Origin of the sequence: Pseudomonas sp. (assembly GCF_030690725.1) — a bacterium.
GTDB lineage: Bacteria > Pseudomonadota > Gammaproteobacteria > Pseudomonadales > Pseudomonadaceae > Aquipseudomonas.
Genome location: NZ_JAUYGD010000028.1, coordinates 1 through 18,412 on the forward strand (window position 1 = coordinate 1; position 18,412 = coordinate 18,412).

14 protein-coding genes and 1 pseudogene are annotated in these 18,412 nt (G+C 62.0%); 10 read left to right on the top strand and 5 right to left on the bottom strand.

Features of this window, described 5'->3' with window-relative positions:
* Positions 1-232: 232 nt before the first annotated feature.
* Entirely contained in the window at positions 233-1,489 is a 1,257-nt protein-coding gene (gene glyA, locus Q8O69_RS05120) for a serine hydroxymethyltransferase (protein ID WP_305590108.1), read from the bottom strand.
* 125 nt (positions 1,490-1,614) lie between these two features.
* On the bottom strand, positions 1,615-5,802 hold the full coding sequence (locus Q8O69_RS05125) for an EAL domain-containing protein (protein WP_305590110.1): 4,188 nt from the start codon (positions 5,800-5,802) through the stop codon (positions 1,615-1,617).
* A 354-nt stretch (positions 5,803-6,156) separates the two neighbouring features.
* Between Q8O69_RS05125 and ettA the strand changes: the two genes are divergently transcribed.
* Positions 6,157-7,824, top strand: a complete 1,668-nt coding sequence (ettA, locus tag Q8O69_RS05130) for an energy-dependent translational throttle protein EttA (protein ID WP_305590112.1) — start codon at positions 6,157-6,159, stop codon at positions 7,822-7,824.
* A 73-nt stretch (positions 7,825-7,897) separates the two neighbouring features.
* Here ettA and Q8O69_RS05135 read toward each other — a convergent pair whose 3' ends face one another.
* On the bottom strand, positions 7,898-9,532 hold the full coding sequence (locus tag Q8O69_RS05135) for a cation:proton antiporter (RefSeq protein ID WP_305590114.1): 1,635 nt from the start codon (positions 9,530-9,532) through the stop codon (positions 7,898-7,900).
* 138 nt (positions 9,533-9,670) lie between these two features.
* On the opposite strand from Q8O69_RS05135, the gene Q8O69_RS05140 reads away from it, so the two are divergent.
* The 7 genes from Q8O69_RS05140 (at position 9,671) to Q8O69_RS05170 (ending at position 16,188) form a co-directional block, all read left to right on the top strand.
* The gene (locus Q8O69_RS05140; protein ID WP_305590116.1) at positions 9,671-12,133 is read left to right on the top strand and encodes a Lon protease family protein; all 2,463 of its coding nucleotides are present in this window, start codon (positions 9,671-9,673) and stop codon (positions 12,131-12,133) included.
* Between the two features lie 198 nt (positions 12,134-12,331).
* On the top strand, positions 12,332-12,673 hold the full coding sequence (locus Q8O69_RS05145) for a hypothetical protein (RefSeq protein ID WP_275960649.1): 342 nt from the start codon (positions 12,332-12,334) through the stop codon (positions 12,671-12,673).
* Between the two features lie 202 nt (positions 12,674-12,875).
* Positions 12,876-13,373, top strand: coding sequence for a TIGR00645 family protein (locus Q8O69_RS05150; protein ID WP_304866230.1), 498 nt, complete (start codon positions 12,876-12,878; stop codon positions 13,371-13,373).
* A 140-nt stretch (positions 13,374-13,513) separates the two neighbouring features.
* Positions 13,514-13,819, top strand: coding sequence for a DUF6482 family protein (locus Q8O69_RS05155; protein ID WP_305590118.1), 306 nt, complete (start codon positions 13,514-13,516; stop codon positions 13,817-13,819).
* A gap of 11 nt (positions 13,820-13,830) precedes the next feature.
* The gene (locus tag Q8O69_RS05160) at positions 13,831-15,366 is read left to right on the top strand and encodes a cryptochrome/photolyase family protein (protein ID WP_305590120.1); all 1,536 of its coding nucleotides are present in this window, start codon (positions 13,831-13,833) and stop codon (positions 15,364-15,366) included.
* Positions 15,363-15,509, top strand: coding sequence for a DUF2256 domain-containing protein (locus tag Q8O69_RS05165; RefSeq protein ID WP_305590122.1), 147 nt, complete (start codon positions 15,363-15,365; stop codon positions 15,507-15,509). Before Q8O69_RS05160 ends, Q8O69_RS05165 begins: the two co-directional genes overlap by 4 nt.
* A 61-nt stretch (positions 15,510-15,570) precedes the next feature.
* Positions 15,571-16,188 carry an FKBP-type peptidyl-prolyl cis-trans isomerase gene (locus tag Q8O69_RS05170; protein WP_305590124.1) on the top strand — a complete coding sequence of 206 codons (618 nt, stop codon included), beginning with the start codon at positions 15,571-15,573 and terminating at the stop codon, positions 16,186-16,188.
* Positions 16,189-16,291: 103 nt separating this feature from the next.
* Here the strand turns inward: Q8O69_RS05170 and Q8O69_RS05175 are convergent, their stop codons facing one another.
* Entirely contained in the window at positions 16,292-16,519 is a 228-nt protein-coding gene (locus tag Q8O69_RS05175) for a hypothetical protein (RefSeq protein ID WP_090249418.1), read from the bottom strand.
* A gap of 131 nt (positions 16,520-16,650) precedes the next feature.
* Positions 16,651-17,619: a polyprenyl synthetase family protein gene (locus Q8O69_RS05180; RefSeq protein WP_305590127.1), complete on the bottom strand. Its 969-nt coding sequence runs from the start codon at positions 17,617-17,619 to the stop codon at positions 16,651-16,653.
* 245 nt (positions 17,620-17,864) lie between these two features.
* Between Q8O69_RS05180 and rplU the strand changes: the two genes are divergently transcribed.
* Positions 17,865-18,176, top strand: a complete 312-nt coding sequence (gene rplU / locus Q8O69_RS05185) for a 50S ribosomal protein L21 (protein WP_275960655.1) — start codon at positions 17,865-17,867, stop codon at positions 18,174-18,176.
* A gap of 39 nt (positions 18,177-18,215) precedes the next feature.
* A pseudogene (rpmA, locus tag Q8O69_RS05190) lies at positions 18,216-18,398 on the top strand (50S ribosomal protein L27); the annotation flags it as partial.
* Between the last annotated feature and the right edge of the window lie 14 nt (positions 18,399-18,412).

The window sequence follows — 18,412 nt, forward strand, 5'->3', positions numbered from 1 at the left end:
GCCGCTTTACGCCCTATAGAGCGGCGGGCTTTGAAATCTTCCTCGCTCTAAGTCTTTGGCAGTGGTTCAGGCCGTAGGATGGGTGCTAACCCATCAGCCAATTGATGGGTTAGCACCCATCCTACGGTGGTGAGCACAAAGAAATGCCGCTTCCCTGGCAAGGGCGAAGCGGCATTTTTCTTATGTGAACAGCCTTACGCCAAGAGGCGGGCTTTTTAGCAGCAGCTGCTGATTAGTTGCCGTAAACCGGGAACTTGGCGCAGACCGCTTTGACTTGCTCGCGTACGCGCGCTTCAACCGCATCGTCGCCCAGGTTGGCGAGGATCTCGCAGATCCAGCCAGCCAGTGCGCGGCACTCGTCTTCCTTGAAGCCGCGGGTGGTCACGGCTGGGGTGCCGATGCGCAGGCCCGAGGTGACGAACGGCGAGCGTGGGTCGTTCGGTACGCTGTTCTTGTTCACAGTGATAAAGGCGCGGCCCAGGGCGGCGTCGGCGTCTTTACCGGTGATGTCCTGCTTGATCAGGGACAGCAGGAACAGGTGGTTTTCAGTACCGCCGGAGACCACGTCGTAGCCGTTTTCGATAAACACGCTGGCCATGGCCTGGGCGTTCTTGATCACTTGCTGCTGGTAGGCCTTGAACTCAGGCTGCAGGGCTTCCTTGAAGCACACGGCCTTGGCGGCGATTACATGCTCCAACGGGCCGCCTTGGCCGCCTGGGAATACGGCGGAGTTGAATTTCTTCTCCAGCGCTTCGTTAGCACGGGCGAGGATCAGGCCGCCGCGCGGGCCGCGCAGGGTTTTGTGAGTGGTGGTGGTGACCACGTCGGCAAACGGCACCGGGTTCGGGTACACACCCGCAGCAACCAGACCGGCTACGTGAGCCATGTCGACAAACAGGTAAGCGCCGACTTTGTCCGCGATGGCGCGGAAGCGTGGGAAGTCGAGCACCTGCGAGTAGGCGCTGAAGCCGGCGATGATCATCTTTGGCTTGTGCTCAACGGCCAGGCGCTCGACTTCGTCGTAGTCGATCAGGCCGGTGACGTTGTCGATGCCGTACTGCACGGCGTTGTACATCTTGCCGGAGAAGCTGACGCTGGCGCCGTGGGTCAGGTGGCCGCCGTGGGCCAGGCTCATGCCCAGAACGGTGTCACCGGCTTCCAGCAGGGCCATATACACGGCGCTGTTAGCTTGCGAACCGGAGTGCGGTTGGACGTTGGCGTAGTCGGCGCCGAACAGCTGCTTGGCGCGGTCGATGGCCAGCTGCTCGACGATGTCGACGTATTCGCAACCACCGTAGTAACGCTTGCCTGGGTAGCCTTCGGCGTACTTGTTGGTCAGTACCGAGCCCTGGGCTTCCATCACCGCTGGGCTGGTGTAGTTCTCCGAGGCGATCAGCTCGATGTGATGTTCCTGGCGCTGGGCTTCCTGCTCCATCGCGGCAAACAATTCGGCGTCATAACGGGCGATAGTCAAATCACGGCTGAACATAGCATTCCCCTGAGAAAATCAGCTGGGCGGTAGAAAGAGGGGGCGAATTCTACCTCATCCGCACTAAACAGGCATATGAAGCGTGGTCATCTGGCGGACAAGCGGGGCTCATGCGCGGGTGCGCTTCAGCCCAGCATAAACAGCGCGGTGCCGGTAAACAGCGCGGTGAACTGGTGCGCCGGCATTGGCCGGCCGAGCAGGAAGCCCTGCACTTCGTCGCAGTCGTGGCCGCGCAGGAAATCCAGCTGGGCCAGGGTTTCCACGCCTTCGGCGATTACCGTGAGGTTGAGGCTGTGGGCCATGGCGATGATCGCCCGGGCAATCTGCCCGTCCTGCTCGCCGTGGGGCAGGCCGTCGACAAAGCTGCGGTCGATCTTCAGCACGTCGATGGGGAACTGCTTGAGGTAGTTCAGCGAGCTGTAGCCGGTACCGAAGTCGTCGATGGCGATAAATACGCCGAGTTTCTTCAGGCTGCTGAGGGTCTGCATGGCGTTGGCCACGTCTTCCATCAGGATGCTTTCAGTCAGTTCCAGCTCCAGGCAGCCAGCTGGAATGCCGCTGTGCTGAAGAATCTGCGCGATCCGTTCGTGCAGGTCGCCTTCGGCAAACTGACGGGCCGAGAGGTTGACCGAAATCTTCGGTACGCGAATCTTCGCCTCGTGCCATTCGGCTAGCTGGCGGCAGGCTTCGCGCAGCACCCAGTCGCCGACCTGCACCACCAGGCCCAGCTCTTCGAGCACCGGAATAAAGTCATTCGGTGGCACCAGACCGCGCTGCGGATGCTGCCAGCGCAGCAACGCTTCGGCGCCGGTCAGGCGTTTGCCGTCGCCGGAGAACTGCGGCTGGTAATACAGTTTGAACTCGCCCTGTTCGAGGGCGTGGCGCAGGTCGCTCTCCAGCTCCAGGCGCTGCAGGGCGCTGGCATTCATGTCGGCCTGGTAGAACTGGAAGTTGTTCTTGCCGCGCTCCTTGGCGTGATACATCGCCGTGTCGGCGTTCTTCATCAGTTGGCTCAGCTCGTTGCCGTCCTGGGGGCTGAGGGCGATACCGATACTGGCGGTGACGAAGAACTCGCGGCCTTCGAGAATAAATGGCTGCGCCAGGCTGGCGAGAATCTGCTCGCCGACGTGGATCGCGCGGGTCAGCGCGACCTCACGCTGGCTCTGGGATTGCAGCAGCAGGGTGAATTCGTCGCCGCCCATGCGTGCCACGGTGTCGTCACTGTCCACACAGGCGCACAGGCGCACCGCCACTTCCTTGAGCATGCGGTCGCCGGCGGCGTGGCCGAGGGAGTCGTTGATCGGCTTGAAGCGGTCGAGGTCGAGGAACATCAGCACCACCCACTCCTGGTGCCGTTCGCCATGTTGCAGGGCGCTGTGCAGACGGTCCTGGAACAGCGTGCGGTTGGGCAGCTGGGTCAGGGCGTCGTAGTAGGCCAAGCGGTGGATGCGCTGTTCGCTGGCCTTGCGCTCGCTGATATCGCTGAAGAAGCACACGTAGCTGACCAGATCGCCTTCATCGTCTCTGACCGCCGTGATGCCGACCCAGGCCGGGAATTTCTCGCCGCTCTTGCGCTTGAGCCACACCTCGCCCTCCCAGCTGCCCTGCTGGTTGAGCTGTTTGATCACATAGGCCAGATGGCTGGCCTGCTGGGTGTCGGCGGTGAGCATGCTCGGCAGCTGGTCGAGAATCTGCTTGGAGCTGTAACCGCTGACCCGGCTGAAGGCATTGTTGACCTGCACGATATAGCCGGCCGGGTCGGTGACCAGAATCGCCGCGGTGGAGTGCTCGAATACCGTGGCGGCCATGCGCAGGTCTTTCTCCGCGCGGCGCTGCAGGCTGATATCACGACCGACGCCGAGCAGGCCTTCGAAGCGCCCACTGTCATCCCACATCGGCACCAGGCGCAGCTCCACCGGGATTTTCTGGCCATCGGCGCGCAGTGCATCGAAGACGAACAGCTGCGGCAGAAACTCGGCGCGCAGTTCGGCCAGTCGTTGTGGGTCGCCCAAAGCGTTGCGCACGCGGTCGAGCAGGGCGTAGAAGCCGCTCAGCTGACGTGGGTTGGTGGCCAGGCTCTGGAAGCCGTTGGTCAGCGCCCACTCGCTGTCATAGCCGAGCACCGGCATCACCGAGGGGCTGACGTAGTTGAGCTGCAGCTGGGCGTCGGTGGAGAAGATCACGTCGCTGATGCTTTCCGCCAGCAGGCGATAACGCTGCTCGCTGGTGCGCAGGGATTCGCTGTGGGTGATCTGTTCGGTGATGTCCTTGGCCACGCCGATCAGCCGGCTGACTCGGCCCTTGGCATCGCGCGCCAGGGCCTGCTCGCGGATATCGAACCAGTGCCAGCTGCCGTTGCGGTGCCGCCAGCGCAGCTCGAACTGCATCAGCAGGCCGTTGCCCTGTACCTGCTGGATATTGCGCATGCGCTGGTACAGCTCGACATCGTCGGGATGCAGAATCTTCTCCCACAGCCGCTCGCCGAGCTGTTGAATTTCCGCCTTGCTGTAGCCCAATTGCGGGCCGAGGTGGTTGTTGCTGTACATCACCCGCTTGCCGGCGATGTCGTGCACATAAATGGTGTCGGGCACCGCGCTGACCACATCGGACCAGAAGCGCTCGCGCTCGATCAGCGAGGTTTCGATGCGCTTGCGGTTGGTGATGTCGCTGATGCTGAGGGTCACGGCCTGCAGGTCGTCGATGCTTTCCGGCAGGCGCAGCAGCAGCCAAAGGTGGCGCTCATAGCCTTGCGGGGTAAGGATCTGGCGTTCCATTTCCAGCTGGCCGCTGCCGCTGAGCAGGGCGCTGATCAGCTGCATGCGAAAGCCATCCAGGCGCAGCGGGCCGCTGTTGAATAGGTGCTGCCAGGCTTGCTGGTTGGAGTCGACGCCGAGCAGTTGCAGGGCCACCTGGTTGGTTTCGGTCAGGCGCAGGCGCTGACAGAGTTCGCTGTGGTGCTGCGGGTCTTCGTCCAGCCAGCGTTGCAGGCTGGTCATGTTGCGCAGTTGCTGCTGTTGCAGATAGCGCTGCAGCTCGGCCAGGTCGAGCACGCAGAGGGCGGTGCCGGTGCCGTCGAAGATGTCCTGATAACGCCGCCGGGTTTCCTGCAGCACATGGGAGGCGTGCTGTTCTTCGGTGACATCGCGCAGCACCCAGACAAAACCGGTGCGCTTGTTGTCTTCGCTCAAGTCGCTGCGGCTGATGTCGTAGAGGTGGGCGACGCCGTTCTGCTGGATTTCCACCAGGTCCGGGCCGAGGTCGTTGTGCAGCGCGGTGTCGTGCAGCAGCAGCGGGTCGAGACGCGGCAGCAGTTTGAGCAGGTGCCAGTTGCGCGCCTCGTCGTTGCTCAGGCCAAACATCGCCTCGGCCTGCGGGTTGAGGTACTGCAGCTGGCCGTTGCTGTCGGTCACCAGCACGCGCTCCTCGATGGCGCCGAGCACGCTGGCGGCCTGCTGCAACGAGCGCCGTGAGGCGGTATTCAGTGCATGCAGGCTGCGCTGCTCGTTCAGCAGGCGATACAGCGCCAGCAGCGTGAGGGTGGCGCAGAGGATAAACAGCAGCAGCTTGCTGGCCTGTTGCGGCAGTTGCTGGGCGCGCACCTTGCGCTCGTTGAACAGTGCCCGCAGCTGCCAGTCGCTACCCTTGAGCGGGGTTTCCAGCAGGCTCTGGTCGAGGTTCTCGGCGGTGACCGGCGGCGCAACCGATGAACTGTTGGCGCCCTGGGCCGTGTTACTGGCAATCACCCGTTGCGCATTGCGGTCTTCCAGCTGCCATTGGTGTGGGCTCTGATGATGCTCCTGCAGCCAGCTGGCCAGCGCCCGATTGGTCAGGCGCAACACCCAGTAGCCACTGGCGGCGCTGTCGGGGTTATGCCGCAGCAGCAGGTAGATGCGCCCGTGGTCGTTGGCGCTGAAGGTATAGAAGAAGCTTTCGCTACCGCCGCGTTGCAGCAGCTCGGCCAGGTACAGCGCATCTTCGCTGGGCGTATGGCTGTCGGCGATGATCCGGCCCTGGCCATTCAGCCAGGCCAGGCTGCGCAGCGTTGGGAATACGCCGCGCAGGGTGTGCAGCAGTTCTTCCAGTTCATCGGAATTACTCGGCGGCAGCACATGGGTTTGCAGCAGGGCCTGGCCGGCGCTGGCCTTGAGCTCCATATTCAGGCCCAGGTGATTGGCCAGCTGCGAGCTGTAGGCCAGGCCAAGCTGGCGCTGGTTGTCGAGCAGCTGTTGGGATTCCTGGCGCAGCTGCCAGAGCAGCAACACCAGCATGCTCAGTACCAGCACCACCAGTGCACCACGGGTCGGCCCACGCATCGCCTCAGCCGGCGGAGTGCCGGGTGTATGCGCTGTGGTTGGGGGCGTGACTGTTGGCAAAGACTTACATCCTGGGGGCTGGGCGGCGATGGGCTGGTCCCTGGCGGGTGCGCAGAACGGCCGGCAGGCAGGGGGCGGCTAGCATGCCATAACCGTGGCAAAGTGCCAGCGCCGCCGACGAGCGTCGTTTGCCCTGCTCGGCGCATTCCGGTAGCTTTGTCGCACGCGCGCGTGACTGTATGCACAGGATGCTGCGCAGGTAGCGCCTGGCGGCTCCGTCCCCGCCGTGTAGCCTCAGGCTGCACGCATCAGTTGGCGGCTTCTCTTTCGTTTCAACCCAGAACCAAGGTCATCATGGCTCAATACGTTTACACCATGCATCGGCTCGGCAAAGTCGTACCGCCGAAGCGGGAAATCCTCAAGAACATCTCCCTGTCGTTCTTCCCAGGCGCGAAGATCGGCGTGCTCGGCCTTAACGGCTCGGGTAAATCCACCCTGCTGAAGATCATGGCTGGCGTCGACACCGAGTTCGACGGCGAAGCCCGTCCGATGCCGGAGCTGAATATCGGCTACCTGCCGCAGGAGCCGCAGCTCGACCCGAGCAAGACTGTGCGTGAAGTGGTGGAAGAGGCCGTGAGCCAGATCAAGGACGCCCAGGCGCGTCTGGATCAGGTCTACGCCGCTTACGCCGAGCCGGATGCCGACTTCGACAAACTGGCCGCCGAACAGGCCAAGCTCGAAGCCATTCTGCAGACCAGCGACGGCCACAACCTCGAACGCCAACTGGAAGTCGCCGCCGACGCCCTGCGCCTGCCGGCCTGGGACGCCAAGGTCGGCGTACTGTCCGGTGGTGAGAAGCGTCGTGTGGCCCTGTGCCGCCTGCTGCTGTCGGCGCCGGACATGTTGCTGCTGGACGAACCCACCAACCACCTGGACGCCGACTCGGTGGCCTGGCTGGAGCACTTCCTCCACGACTTCCCGGGCACCGTAGTGGCGATCACCCACGACCGTTACTTCCTGGATAACGTCGCCGGCTGGATTCTCGAACTCGACCGCGGCGCCGGTATTCCTTACGAGGGCAACTATTCCGGCTGGCTGGAAGCCAAGTCGGATCGTCTGGCCCAGGAATCCAAGCAGCAGTCGGCCCATGAAAAGGCCATGAAGGAAGAGCTGGAGTGGGTGCGCAAAGGCGCCAAAGCTCGTCAGTCGAAATCCAAGGCACGTCTGCAGCGTTTCGAAGAAATGCAGTCGCAGGAATTCCAGAAGCGCAGCGAGACCAACGAAATCTATATCCCGGTCGGCCCGCGTCTGGGCGACAAGGTCATCGACTTCGTCAACGTCAGCAAGGGCTACGGTGACCGCGCGCTGATCGACAACCTGTCGTTCAGCATGCCCAAGGGCGCCATCGTCGGCGTGATCGGCGGTAACGGTGCCGGTAAGTCGACCCTGTTCCGCATGCTGATGGGCAAGGAGCAACCGGACTCGGGCAGCATCGAGATCGGTGAAACCGTGCAGTTGGCCTGCGTTGACCAGAGCCGCGACGACCTCGACGGCAGCAAGACCGTGTGGGAAGCCGTGTCCGGCGGCTCCGACATGATCAAGATCGGCAACTATGAAGTGCCGTCGCGCACCTATGTCGGCCGCTTCAACTTCAAGGGCGGCGATCAGCAGAAGTTCGTCAAGGACCTCTCCGGTGGTGAGCGTGGCCGTCTGCACCTGGCGCTGACCCTGAAAGAGGGCGCCAACGTGCTGCTGCTGGACGAACCGTCCAACGACCTCGACGTGGAAACCCTGCGTTCCCTGGAAGAAGCACTGCTCGACTTCCCTGGCGCCGCCATTGTGATCTCTCACGATCGCTGGTTCCTGGATCGCGTGGCGACCCACATCCTGGCGTACGAAGACGACTCGCATATCGAGTTCTTCGAAGGCAACTACACCGAGTACGAAGCTGACCGTAAAAAACGCCTGGGCGATGCTGCCGCGCAGCCGCACCGGGTGCGTTACAAGAAGTTGGCCCAATAAGCCACGCCGCAATACAAAACGGAGCCGCAAGGCTCCGTTTTTGTTTGTGCGCGCCGGCCGCTGCCGGTCAGGCTCAGACCTTTTTGATTTCTTCCAGCAAGCGCCGCGCCGCAGTTTCTGCCGCGTCGCTGTACGGCCGCAACACGCTGGCCGCGCCCGCATGATGCAGTGCTTCGGCATCACCGGCACGAAATGCGCTGAGGGTGATTTGGCCCTTGAATGCCGCGCTGCGTAAGGCGCGAAACAGAATGGCGTTGACCTCGCGCTGGGGGATGGTGCTGATCAGTGCCTGGGCGTGGCCCAGCGGCATATGGCTGAGAAAGTCGGCATCCTCGGCGTCGCCGTAGCAGGCGTTAAGCCCTTCTTCGCGCGCCTGGGCGAGGGCCTGCGGGTCGAAATCTACGCCGAGCACGCGGCGTCCGCCCAGCTCCAGCTGCTCGGCCAGTTTGCGCCCGTAGCGGCCCATGCCATAGACGATGATGTCCGGCTGTTCACCGGTGGGCGCATTGTCGTCGGCGTTTTCCCGGTGCGGGATATGCCGCTCGAACGGCCCCAGCCAGGGCGATAAGCGGGCGAACAGCGGCTGCGCATAGAGAATCATGTAGGTCGACAGGGTGATGGTGATCAGCCCCACCAGGGTGGTCAGGCCCAGGGCGTCCTGGCCAACATGGCCGAGGCCGATGCCCATGGCGACAAAGATGATCGAGAACTCGCTGATCTGCGCCACGGTCAGCCCGGCCATAAAGCCGGTGCGCTTGCGATAGCCCATCCAGCCCATGATGGCCATGACGATCAGCGGGTTGCCGATCAGCACAAAGGCCGAGAGGATCAGCGCACTGCCGATCTGCCCGTGAATATGGGCAAAGTCCAGCTGCAGGCCCAGGTGCAGAAAGAAGAACAGCAACAGGAAGTCGCGCAGGCTGGTCAGGCGGCTGGCCACCGCTTCACGCAGCGAGGTCGAGGCCAGAGAGAACCCCGCGAGAAACGCGCCGATTTCCTTGGACAGGCCCAGCGAGTCGGCACCGGCTGCCAGCAAGGTGCCCCAGGCGATGGCCATCAGCATCAGCAGTTCCGGTGAGTCGGCCATCATATTCAGCAGGCGCGGCAGGGCGTAACGCATCAGCAGAAACAGCACGCCCAGGCTGCCCAGCAGGGTGGCTGCGAGCAACAGCGGGTGCATGCCGGGCTGTTCGGCGCTGCTCGGTTGATACAGGTTGAGGCCGAGCATGGCCAGCACCACGGCAATGTCCTGCACAATCAGGAAACCCATGGCGATGCGCCCGTGCAGCGAGTCGATCTCGCCTTTGTCGGAGAGCAGCTTGACGATGATGATGGTGCTGGAGAACGTCAGCGCTACGGCCACATACAGCGCCGTCAGCCATTCCAGGCCCAGCAGGTAACACAGGCCATAACCGAAGACGATGGTGAAGGTCAGCTGACCCAGGCCGGTGGCCAGGGCTACCGGGCCGAGGGTGCGCACCAGGCGCATGTCCAGCTTGAGGCCGACCACGAACAGCAGCACGGTGATGCCGATCTCCGCGAGCAGCTGCAGCGGCTCGTTTTCGCTGCTCAGACCCAGTACCGCCGGGCCGGCGAGGATGCCCACCAGGATGTAGGCAATGATCAGCGGCTGGCGCAGCTTCACCGCAATGCCGCCGACCAGGGCTGACAGGGCCAGCAGTATGGCGACTTCCTGGAAAAGACTCATGGGCAGGCTTCCTGTTAAGACTGAGGGCACTGTAGTGCATGGGCGCAGGATTTCACTTGCTCAGGATCATCCTTATGGCTTGTGGATGCGGGCCGATGCGGCCATGATTTCCACCAGGCCCCCGTCCAAGGATTTCCAATGCCAGACTCCGTCGCAGCCCATTTGCGGTTGGCACCTGAAGCACTTACCCGTCCCTTTTCCCCTGAGCAGTTCAACTTCAGCAATACCGAAGACCTGGAACCCTTCCGTGGCGTATTGGGCCAGGAGCGCGCCGTCGAGGCGCTGCAGTTCGGCGTGGCGATGCCGCGCCCCGGTTATAACGTATTTGTTATGGGCGAGCCCGGCACCGGCCGCTTTTCCTTCGTCAAACGCTACCTCAAGGCTGAAGCCAAGCGCCTGGAGACCCCGGCTGACCGGGTCTACGTCAACCATTTCGATGAGCCGCGCGAGCCGCGCGCGCTGGAGCTGCCGTCCGGTACTGCTGGCGAGTTTCTCGCCGATATCAACGGGCTGATCGATAACCTGCTGGCGACCTTCCCGGCGGTGTTTGAGCACCCCTCGTTCCAGCAGAAAAAGAACGCCATCGACCGCGCCTTCAACAAGCGCTACGACCAGGCGCTGGATGTGGTCGAGCGCCTGTCGCTGGAAAAGAGCGTCGCTCTGTACCGTGACAGCAGCAATATCGCCTTCACCCCGATGCTCGATGGCAAGGCGCTGGATGAGGCCGAGTTTGCCCAGTTGCCGGAAGCCGAGCGCGAGCGCTTCCATGCCGATATCGCCACCCTGGAAGAGCGCCTCAACGAGGAGCTGTCCAGCCTGCCGCAGTGGAAGCGCGAGTCGAGCAACCTGCTGCGTCAGCTTAATGAAGAAACCATCACCATCGCCCTGCAGCCGCTGCTTGCGCCGCTGTCGCAGAAGTATGCGGAAAACGCCGGGGTCTGCGCCTACCTGCAGGCGGTGCAGGTCAATCTGCTGAAAACCGTGGTCGATCAGCTGGTCGAAGTGGAAAAAGCTGATGCGCAGACGCGCAAGCTACTCGAAGAGCAGTACTGCCCGAGCCTGGTGGTTGGTCATCACGCCCAGGGCGGCGCGCCGGTGGTGTTCGAGCCGCACCCGACCTACGACAACCTGTTCGGCCGCATCGAATACAACACCGATCAGGGCGCGCTCTACACCAGCTACCGCCAGCTGCGCCCCGGTGCGCTGCACCGCGCCAACGGCGGTTTTCTGATTCTCGAAGCCGAGAAGATGCTCGGCGAGCCGTTTGTCTGGGATGCGCTCAAGCGCGCCCTGCAATCGCGGCAGCTGAAGATGGAGTCACCGCTGGGTGACCTCGGCCGCATCGCCACCGTGACCCTGACCCCGCAGATGATTCCACTGCACCTCAAGGTGGTGATCATCGGCTCGCGTCAGCTGTATTACACGCTGCAGGACCTCGATCCGGACTTCCAGGAGATGTTCCGCGTCCTGGTCGACTTCGATGAAGACATTCCGCTGGCCGACGACAGCCTGGAGCAGTTCGCCCAGCTGATGAAGACTCGCACCTCGGAAGAGGGCATGGCACCGCTGACAGCGGCGGCGGTGGCACGGGTAGCGACCTACAGTGCGCGCCTGGCCGAGCACCAGGGACGTTTGTCGGCGCGGATTGGTGATCTGTTCCAGCTGGTCAGCGAAGCCGACTTTATCCGCAGCCTGGCCGGGGATGAGGTGACCGATGCCGGGCATATCGAGCGCGCCCTGAAAGCCAAGGCCACTCGCACCGGTCGCGTATCGGCGCGGATCATCGATGACATGCTGGCCGGGATTATCCTGATCGACACCGCCGGCGCGGCCGTGGGCAAGTGCAACGGCCTGACCGTGCTGGAAGTCGGCGATTCGGCCTTCGGCGTGCCGGCGCGGATTTCCGCCACGGTCTATCCGGGCGGCAGCGGCATTGTCGACATCGAGCGCGAGGTCAACCTCGGTCAGCCGATTCACTCCAAGGGCGTGATGATCCTCACCGGCTACCTCGGTAGCCGTTATGCCCAGGAGTTCCCCCTGGAAATATCCGCGAGCATCGCCCTGGAGCAGTCTTACGGCTATGTCGACGGCGACAGCGCCTCGCTCGGCGAGGTCTGCACGCTGATCTCTGCGTTGTCGCGCACCCCGCTCAAGCAGTGCTTCGCCATCACCGGCTCGATCAATCAGTTCGGTGAAGTGCAGGCAGTGGGCGGGGTCAATGAGAAGATCGAAGGCTTCTTCCGCCTGTGTGAGGCCCGCGGTCTGACCGGCGAGCAGGGCGCGATCATCCCGCACTCCAACGTCACCACCTTGATGCTCGACGAGCGTGTGCTGCAGGCAGTGCGCGCCGGGCAGTTCCATATCTACGCCGTGCGTCAGGTCGATGAGGCGTTGAGCCTGTTGGTCGGTGCGGACGCCGGGTCGCCCAATGAGCAGGGGCAATTCCCGGCGGGTAGCGTCAATGCGCGGGTGGTTGAGCGCCTGCGCGATATCGCCGCCATGGGTATGGAAGAGGACGACAAGGAAGAGCCGAAGAATGAAGAACCGGCTGCTGCGGTCAAGGAGAAGAAGCCACGGGCGAAAAAGCCGGCGGCTGAATGACCGCATGGCGCAGGCAATTCGCCCGGTGGCTGGTCGGTCACTGAGCGAATTGCGCCGCCGGCCCGTGCGCCTGGCTCTGGCCGGCTTTTCCTCACTTCATCCACACAGTTATCCACAGCTAGCGGGGGTAACTGTTGGCTTCCCAGCGGCGCTTGCTCGGGTGTAGGCTGAAGGCCTGCTCCCGAGAGGGTCGTCGCCATGTCGCGCAGCCTCAATCTCACGCGTCACTGTCTGGGCCTGGATACTCGTATCGAATGCGTGGTGTTGCCGCTGGCCGGTAACAAGGGCCTCTGGACGCTGATCTGCGCCGCTGGCATGGCCGGTGCGCAGCCTTCCACGATTAAAGCGCAAGGCCCATTCCACGGGGCTTTCGCCGCCGAAAGTATCCTCACCGATATCGCCGAAAACCTGCACGGCATGGGTTACGAGCAATCCACCGATGTGCCGATCTGGCGCCTGCATATCCAGGCCGAGCTGCGCCGTTTGAACGGCGAACGCGGCCACCATCTGGGTGATTACCAGTTTCAGCCGGAAACCTGAGCGGGCAATTGCCGAGTATTTGATTAGTCCGCGCAAACCCTGCGCAGAGCTGGCTTACAGCCATTGATCCTGAGCCTGCCCACAAGGTTATCCACAGTTGCCGGGGATAACCTGAGCGGTCATCGATTAGCACATTCCAGGGTTGTCTCGGCGAGGGCGCTGGGTATACTCGCCGGCAGTTTTAAACCCTGAGTGAGCCCTTATGGAACGCTTTATCGAAAATGCCATGTATGCCTCGCGCTGGCTGCTGGCCCCCATCTATTTCGGCCTCTCGCTGGGTCTGCTGGCGCTGGCGCTGAAGTTCTTTCAGGAAGTCTTCCATATTCTGCCCAACGTCTTTGGCATGGCCGAGGCGGACCTGATTCTGGTGATCCTCTCGCTGATCGATATGGCGCTGGTCGGTGGCCTGTTGGTGATGGTGATGATTTCCGGTTACGAGAACTTTGTTTCCCAACTGGATATCAAGGAAGGTACCGAGAAGCTCAGCTGGCTGGGCAAGATGGACTCCAGCTCGCTGAAGATGAAAGTGGCGGCCTCTATCGTGGCGATCTCCTCGATCCATCTGCTCAAAGTCTTTATGAATGCGCAGAACATCCCCGACAGCAAGTTGATGTGGTACGTGATCATTCACATGGCCTTCGTCCTTTCGGCCTTCGCCATGGGTTATCTGGATAAGCTGACCAAGTACGAATCGAGCTGAGCCCTTTCTTATGCGTTCCCGCCGCCCGGTCGTTGCAAAACGGACGGGCGGTTTGCGTTGTGCCTTGTGCTTTTCTGTTGTTGTACAAAAATTGTATTTGTATAGATTTTTGTATAGCTTCGGCCGCCGAGGACATCGCCATGAACCTGCAAGACCTGTCGCTGCACGCCCAAGCCGGGCATATCGAAGCGCTCAACCTGATCTCTATCGAAGGTGGTATCTACCTGCTGGAGGCGCATATGGATGGCCGTGCCCACCCGCTCAGTGATGGTCATGGCAAAACCCTGCATCTGCGCTCGGTCGAGCATGCCCGCGATCTGCTGCACGACCTGCCGCGCGTGCCATTTCACCTGGTGCACGCGGTGGTGCATGACGAAATGTGCGGCATGCAAGACGGCACCCAGGACACCTTGCGCGTGCCGATTTCCTTTAATTCTTCCTGGTAACGACGCCATCTATGTCTATTCGCCGGCTTGCCCTGGTGCTGGGTGATCAGCTGTCTTTCGACCTGCCAAGCCTGCAGGTCCTGGACCCGCAACAGGATGCCGTGCTGCTCGCCGAGGTGGCAGCGGAAACCGACTATGTGCCGCACCACCCACAGAAGATCGCGCTGATCTTCAGTGCCATGCGCCACTTTGCCGAGGCCCTGCGTGAGCGTGGTTGGCGAGTGCATTACGTCAAGCTGGATGATGTACAGAACAGCGGCTCGCTGCCGGGCGAGTTGCAGCGCTGGGCTGCGCAGTTGCAGGCGGCTGAGGTGCATATCACCGAGTGCGGCGAATGGCGCCTGGAAGATCAACTCAAGCGCTGCGGCGTGCCGATTACGTGGCATGCCGACAGCCGCTTTATCTGTGGCCGGGACGAGTTCGCGCGCTGGGCCGAGGGGCGCAAGCAGCTGCGCATGGAGTTTTTCTATCGCGAGATGCGCCGCAAGACCGCTTTGCTGCTCAATGGCGACGGCACCCCGGTGGGCGGTGCGTGGAACTTCGATGCGGAAAACCGCAAGGCGCTGCCCAAACAGATCAAGGCGCCGATGACCGCGCGTTTCCCGGCAGATGGCATTACCGAGGAGGTGCTGGCGCTGGTGGCCGAGCGCTTCAGTCATCACTACGGCAGCTTAGAGTCTTTTGACTACCCGGTGACCCACGCCGAGGCCGAGGCGCTGTGGCAGCACTTTCTCGATTTCGCCCTGCCGGCCTTTGGTGATTATCAGGACGCCATGGCGGTCGGTGAGCCGTTTCTGTTCCATGCGCGGATCAGCGCGGCGCTGAATATCGGCCTGCTGGATGTGCGCCGCCTGTGCGCCGATGTCGAGGCGGCCTACTGGCGCGGTCAGGTGCCGCTGAACGCCGCGGAGGGCTTTATCCGTCAGCTGATTGGCTGGCGCGAATACGTGCGCGGCATCTACTGGCTGCATATGCCGGAGTACGCCGAGCGTAACGCCTTCGGCAACACTCGGCCGTTGCCGGAGTTCTACTGGACCGGCAAAACCCGGATGAAATGCATGAGCCAGGCCATCGGTCAGACTCTAGAACATGCCTATGCCCACCATATCCAGCGGCTGATGGTCACCGGCAACTTTGCCCTGCTGGCCGGCATCCAGCCCAGCCAGGTCTGCGACTGGTACCTGGCGGTGTATATGGATGCTTTCGATTGGGTCGAGCTGCCCAATACCTTGGGCATGGTGATGCACGCCGATGGCGGCTACCTGGGCTCCAAGCCCTACTGCGCCAGTGGTCAGTACATCAAGCGCATGTCCAACTATTGCGGCGACTGCGCTTATAAGGTCACGGAAAGCGTGGGTGAGCAGGCCTGTCCATTCAATGCGCTGTATTGGCATTTCCTTATGCGTCACCGCCAGCAGCTGTCGGGTAACCATCGACTGGGCATGATCTACCGCGGCCTGGACAAGATGAGCGAAGCCAAGCAGCAGGGCCTGTGGGCGCGTGGCGAGCAGCTGCTGGCGCGGCTGGATGCGGGCGAGGCGCTGTGAAAAAGGCCGAGCTGCCGGTCAAAACCTGCGCGGTCTGCGGGCTGCCCTTTACCTGGCGCAAGAAATGGGCGCGTTGCTGGGCTGAGGTGAAGTACTGCTCCGAGCGCTGCCGGCGCAATCGCCAGGGCTTGGCAGGCGGGTAGGGCGGCCTGGCGGTTTGTGCTAGGCTGGCCGACCTTTTTTAGCCCCTAGCGGAGCAGTGCTATGTCCGAACTCAATCTCTCGACTGACGAAACCCGCGTCAGCTACGGCATCGGCCGTCAACTGGGTGGTCAGCTGCGCGACAACCCGCCGCCGGGCGTGAGCCTGGACGCCATCCTGGCTGGCCTGACTGACGCCTTCAACGGCCAGCCAAGCCGCGTTAGCGAAACCGAACTGTCGGCCAGCTTCAAAGTCATCCGCGACATCATGCAAGCCGAAGCCGCTGCCAAGGCTGAAGCCGCTGCTGGTGCTGGCCTGGCCTTCCTGGCGGAAAACGCCAAGCGTGATGGCATCACCGTACTGGCTTCCGGCCTGCAGTATGAAGTGCTGACCGCAGGCGAAGGCGCCAAGCCTTCCCGTGAAGACAGCGTACGCACCCACTATCACGGCACCCTGATCGACGGCACTGTGTTCGACAGTTCCTACGATCGTGGCCAGCCGGCTGAGTTTCCGGTTGGCGGCGTGATCGCCGGCTGGACCGAAGCCCTGCAACTGATGAATGCCGGCAGCAAGTGGCGCCTGTACGTGCCGAGCGAGCTGGCCTACGGCGAGCAAGGCGTGGGCAGCATCCCGCCGCACAGCGTGCTGGTGTTTGACGTGGAGCTGCTGGACGTTCTCTAACGTTTCAGGCGCTTTCCTTCGCGGGCATGGCCCGCTCCTACGAGGTTCCAGCAAGTCTGGTGTAGGAGCGGGCCATGCCCGCGATGCGTTTAAGCCCAGATACTCAAGGGCGCAATGCCCGGGCGTAGCAGTAGAGAAACAAATTGCGCACCAACTCCTTGAGCACCAGCGGCTCGCTGGAGTTCAGCTCGTGCAGATCCAGATCGCCCTGATCACGCAGCTCATCCAGCGCATCTTCCTTGAGCAGCGCGCAGACTTCGCCGGTATTGCGGTTGAGAATGCGTAGATACGGCTGCGGGCGGTCCAGCCAGGCATCGATCAGATAGGTCATGACTCATCTCCCTTTCAAGTGGTTAGATGAGAATAATTCTTATTATATTTATAGCAAGGATTAATCGCTGCCTTTCGTCGCGCAAATAAAAGCCCGTCACTTGGACGGGCTCTTGTCTGTCGCAGGGAGCGTCAGTGCGTGCGGGCTACGGCAAAGCGGCTGAGCTCGATCAGCGCGTCGCGGTATTCGCTGGCGGGCAGCGCAGCCAGGCAGGCGATGGCGCGCTCTGCGTAGTCACGGGCTTGCTGGGCGGTGTAGTCCAGTGCGCCGGCAGCTTCGACAGCGTTGCGGATGCTTTCCAGGTCCTCAATGCCGCCTTTCTGGATTGCCTGACGTACCAGGGCCGCCTGCTCGGGCGTGCCTTCGCGCATGGTGTAGATCAGCGGCAGGGTCGGTTTGCCTTCGGCCAGGTCGTCGCCGACGTTCTTGCCCAAGCTGGCTGCATCGCCGCGGTAGTCGAGCAGGTCGTCGACCAGTTGGAAGGCCACGCCAAGGTGGTCGCCAAAGGTGCGCAGAGCTTCGGTCTGTTCGGCGTTGGCGCCGGCCAGTGCAGCGGCGCTATGGGTCGAGGCCTCGAAGAGCATCGCGGTCTTGCCGCGGATGACTTCCATATAGGTTTCTTCGCTGGTGCTGGCGTCGCGAATCTTCGACAGCTGCAGCACTTCGCCTTCGGCAATCACCCGGGTGGCTTTTGAGAGGATCTTCATCACCGGCATGGAGCCGAGCTCGACCATCATTTCGAACGAGCGCGAATAAAGGAAGTCGCCGACCAGCACGCTCGGTGCGTTGCCCCACTGGGCGTTGGCGGTGCTGCGGCCACGGCGCATATCGGACATGTCGACCACGTCGTCGTGCAGCAAAGTGGCGGTGTGCAGAAATTCGATAGTGGCAGCGAGCAGGCGCAGGTTGTCACCGTCCAGACCTAGGGCCTTGCCGCTGAGCAGAACCAGCAGCGGGCGCAGGCGTTTGCCGCCAGCGGAGATAATATAGTCGCCGATTTTCTCGACCAGAGGGACTCGCGACACCAGTTGCGCGCGGATGATGCCGTCGACGGCGGTAAAGTCATCCGCCACCACGCGGTAGAAAGCCTGGGGTTGCATCGCTTGCACCTGCTACTCATGGGTTGCGCGGCATGCTAGGGGGCAGGGTAGGGGCTGTCAAGGCAAGCGCTCGGCGCACTTGCATGGTGTCGATTGCTTGCGTACAATCGCGCACCCTGAACTTCCCCCTGGGTATTTCCCTGCCTTACGCAATTGCAAGGGTGTCCTTCCGGCCCCAAGCAGCCATGCCAGCCGACACTTATTCCTATAAAGCGCTGGGTGAGCAGGATTAACGGAGATTTACCATGTACGCAGTAATTGTTACTGGTGGCAAGCAATACAAAGTCACCGAAGGCGAATTCCTCAAGGTCGAAAAACTCGAGCTGGCCACTGGCACAGCTGTGACTTTTGACCGTGTTCTGCTGATCGGCAATGGCGACGACGTGCAAATCGGCGCTCCGGTTGTTGAGGGTGCAAAAGTTGTTGCTGAAGTGATCGCTCAAGGTCGTCACGACAAGGTCACCATCATCAAGTTCCGTCGTCGTAAGCACCACATGAAGCGCCAGGGCCACCGTCAGTGGTACACCGAGATCAAAATCACCGGTATCCAGGCCTGATTCGTTTCGGTCTGATCCCTTTATAGGAGTATTGAACTCATGGCACACAAAAAAGCTGGCGGTAGTACCCGCAACGGTCGCGACTCAGAAGCCAAACGCCTTGGCGTGAAGATGTATGGCGGCCAGTAAATCATTCCTGGCAACATCATCGTGCGTCAGCGCGGCACCCAGTTCCAGGCCGGTTACGGCGTTGGCATGGGTAAAGATGACACCCTCTTCGCGTAAATCGAAGGCGT

Coding starts and splice junctions, on each gene's coding strand:
- glyA (WP_305590108.1), bottom strand. CDS start 1,489: ATGTTCAGCCGTGATTTGACTATCGCCCGTTATGACGCCGAATTGTTT.
- Q8O69_RS05125 (WP_305590110.1), bottom strand. CDS start 5,802: ATGCGTGGGCCGACCCGTGGTGCACTGGTGGTGCTGGTACTGAGCATG.
- ettA (WP_305590112.1), top strand. CDS start 6,157: ATGGCTCAATACGTTTACACCATGCATCGGCTCGGCAAAGTCGTACCG.
- Q8O69_RS05135 (WP_305590114.1), bottom strand. CDS start 9,532: ATGAGTCTTTTCCAGGAAGTCGCCATACTGCTGGCCCTGTCAGCCCTG.
- Q8O69_RS05140 (WP_305590116.1), top strand. CDS start 9,671: ATGCCAGACTCCGTCGCAGCCCATTTGCGGTTGGCACCTGAAGCACTT.
- Q8O69_RS05145 (WP_275960649.1), top strand. CDS start 12,332: ATGTCGCGCAGCCTCAATCTCACGCGTCACTGTCTGGGCCTGGATACT.
- Q8O69_RS05150 (WP_304866230.1), top strand. CDS start 12,876: ATGGAACGCTTTATCGAAAATGCCATGTATGCCTCGCGCTGGCTGCTG.
- Q8O69_RS05155 (WP_305590118.1), top strand. CDS start 13,514: ATGAACCTGCAAGACCTGTCGCTGCACGCCCAAGCCGGGCATATCGAA.
- Q8O69_RS05160 (WP_305590120.1), top strand. CDS start 13,831: ATGTCTATTCGCCGGCTTGCCCTGGTGCTGGGTGATCAGCTGTCTTTC.
- Q8O69_RS05170 (WP_305590124.1), top strand. CDS start 15,571: ATGTCCGAACTCAATCTCTCGACTGACGAAACCCGCGTCAGCTACGGC.
- Q8O69_RS05175 (WP_090249418.1), bottom strand. CDS start 16,519: ATGACCTATCTGATCGATGCCTGGCTGGACCGCCCGCAGCCGTATCTA.
- Q8O69_RS05180 (WP_305590127.1), bottom strand. CDS start 17,619: ATGCAACCCCAGGCTTTCTACCGCGTGGTGGCGGATGACTTTACCGCC.
- rplU (WP_275960655.1), top strand. CDS start 17,865: ATGTACGCAGTAATTGTTACTGGTGGCAAGCAATACAAAGTCACCGAA.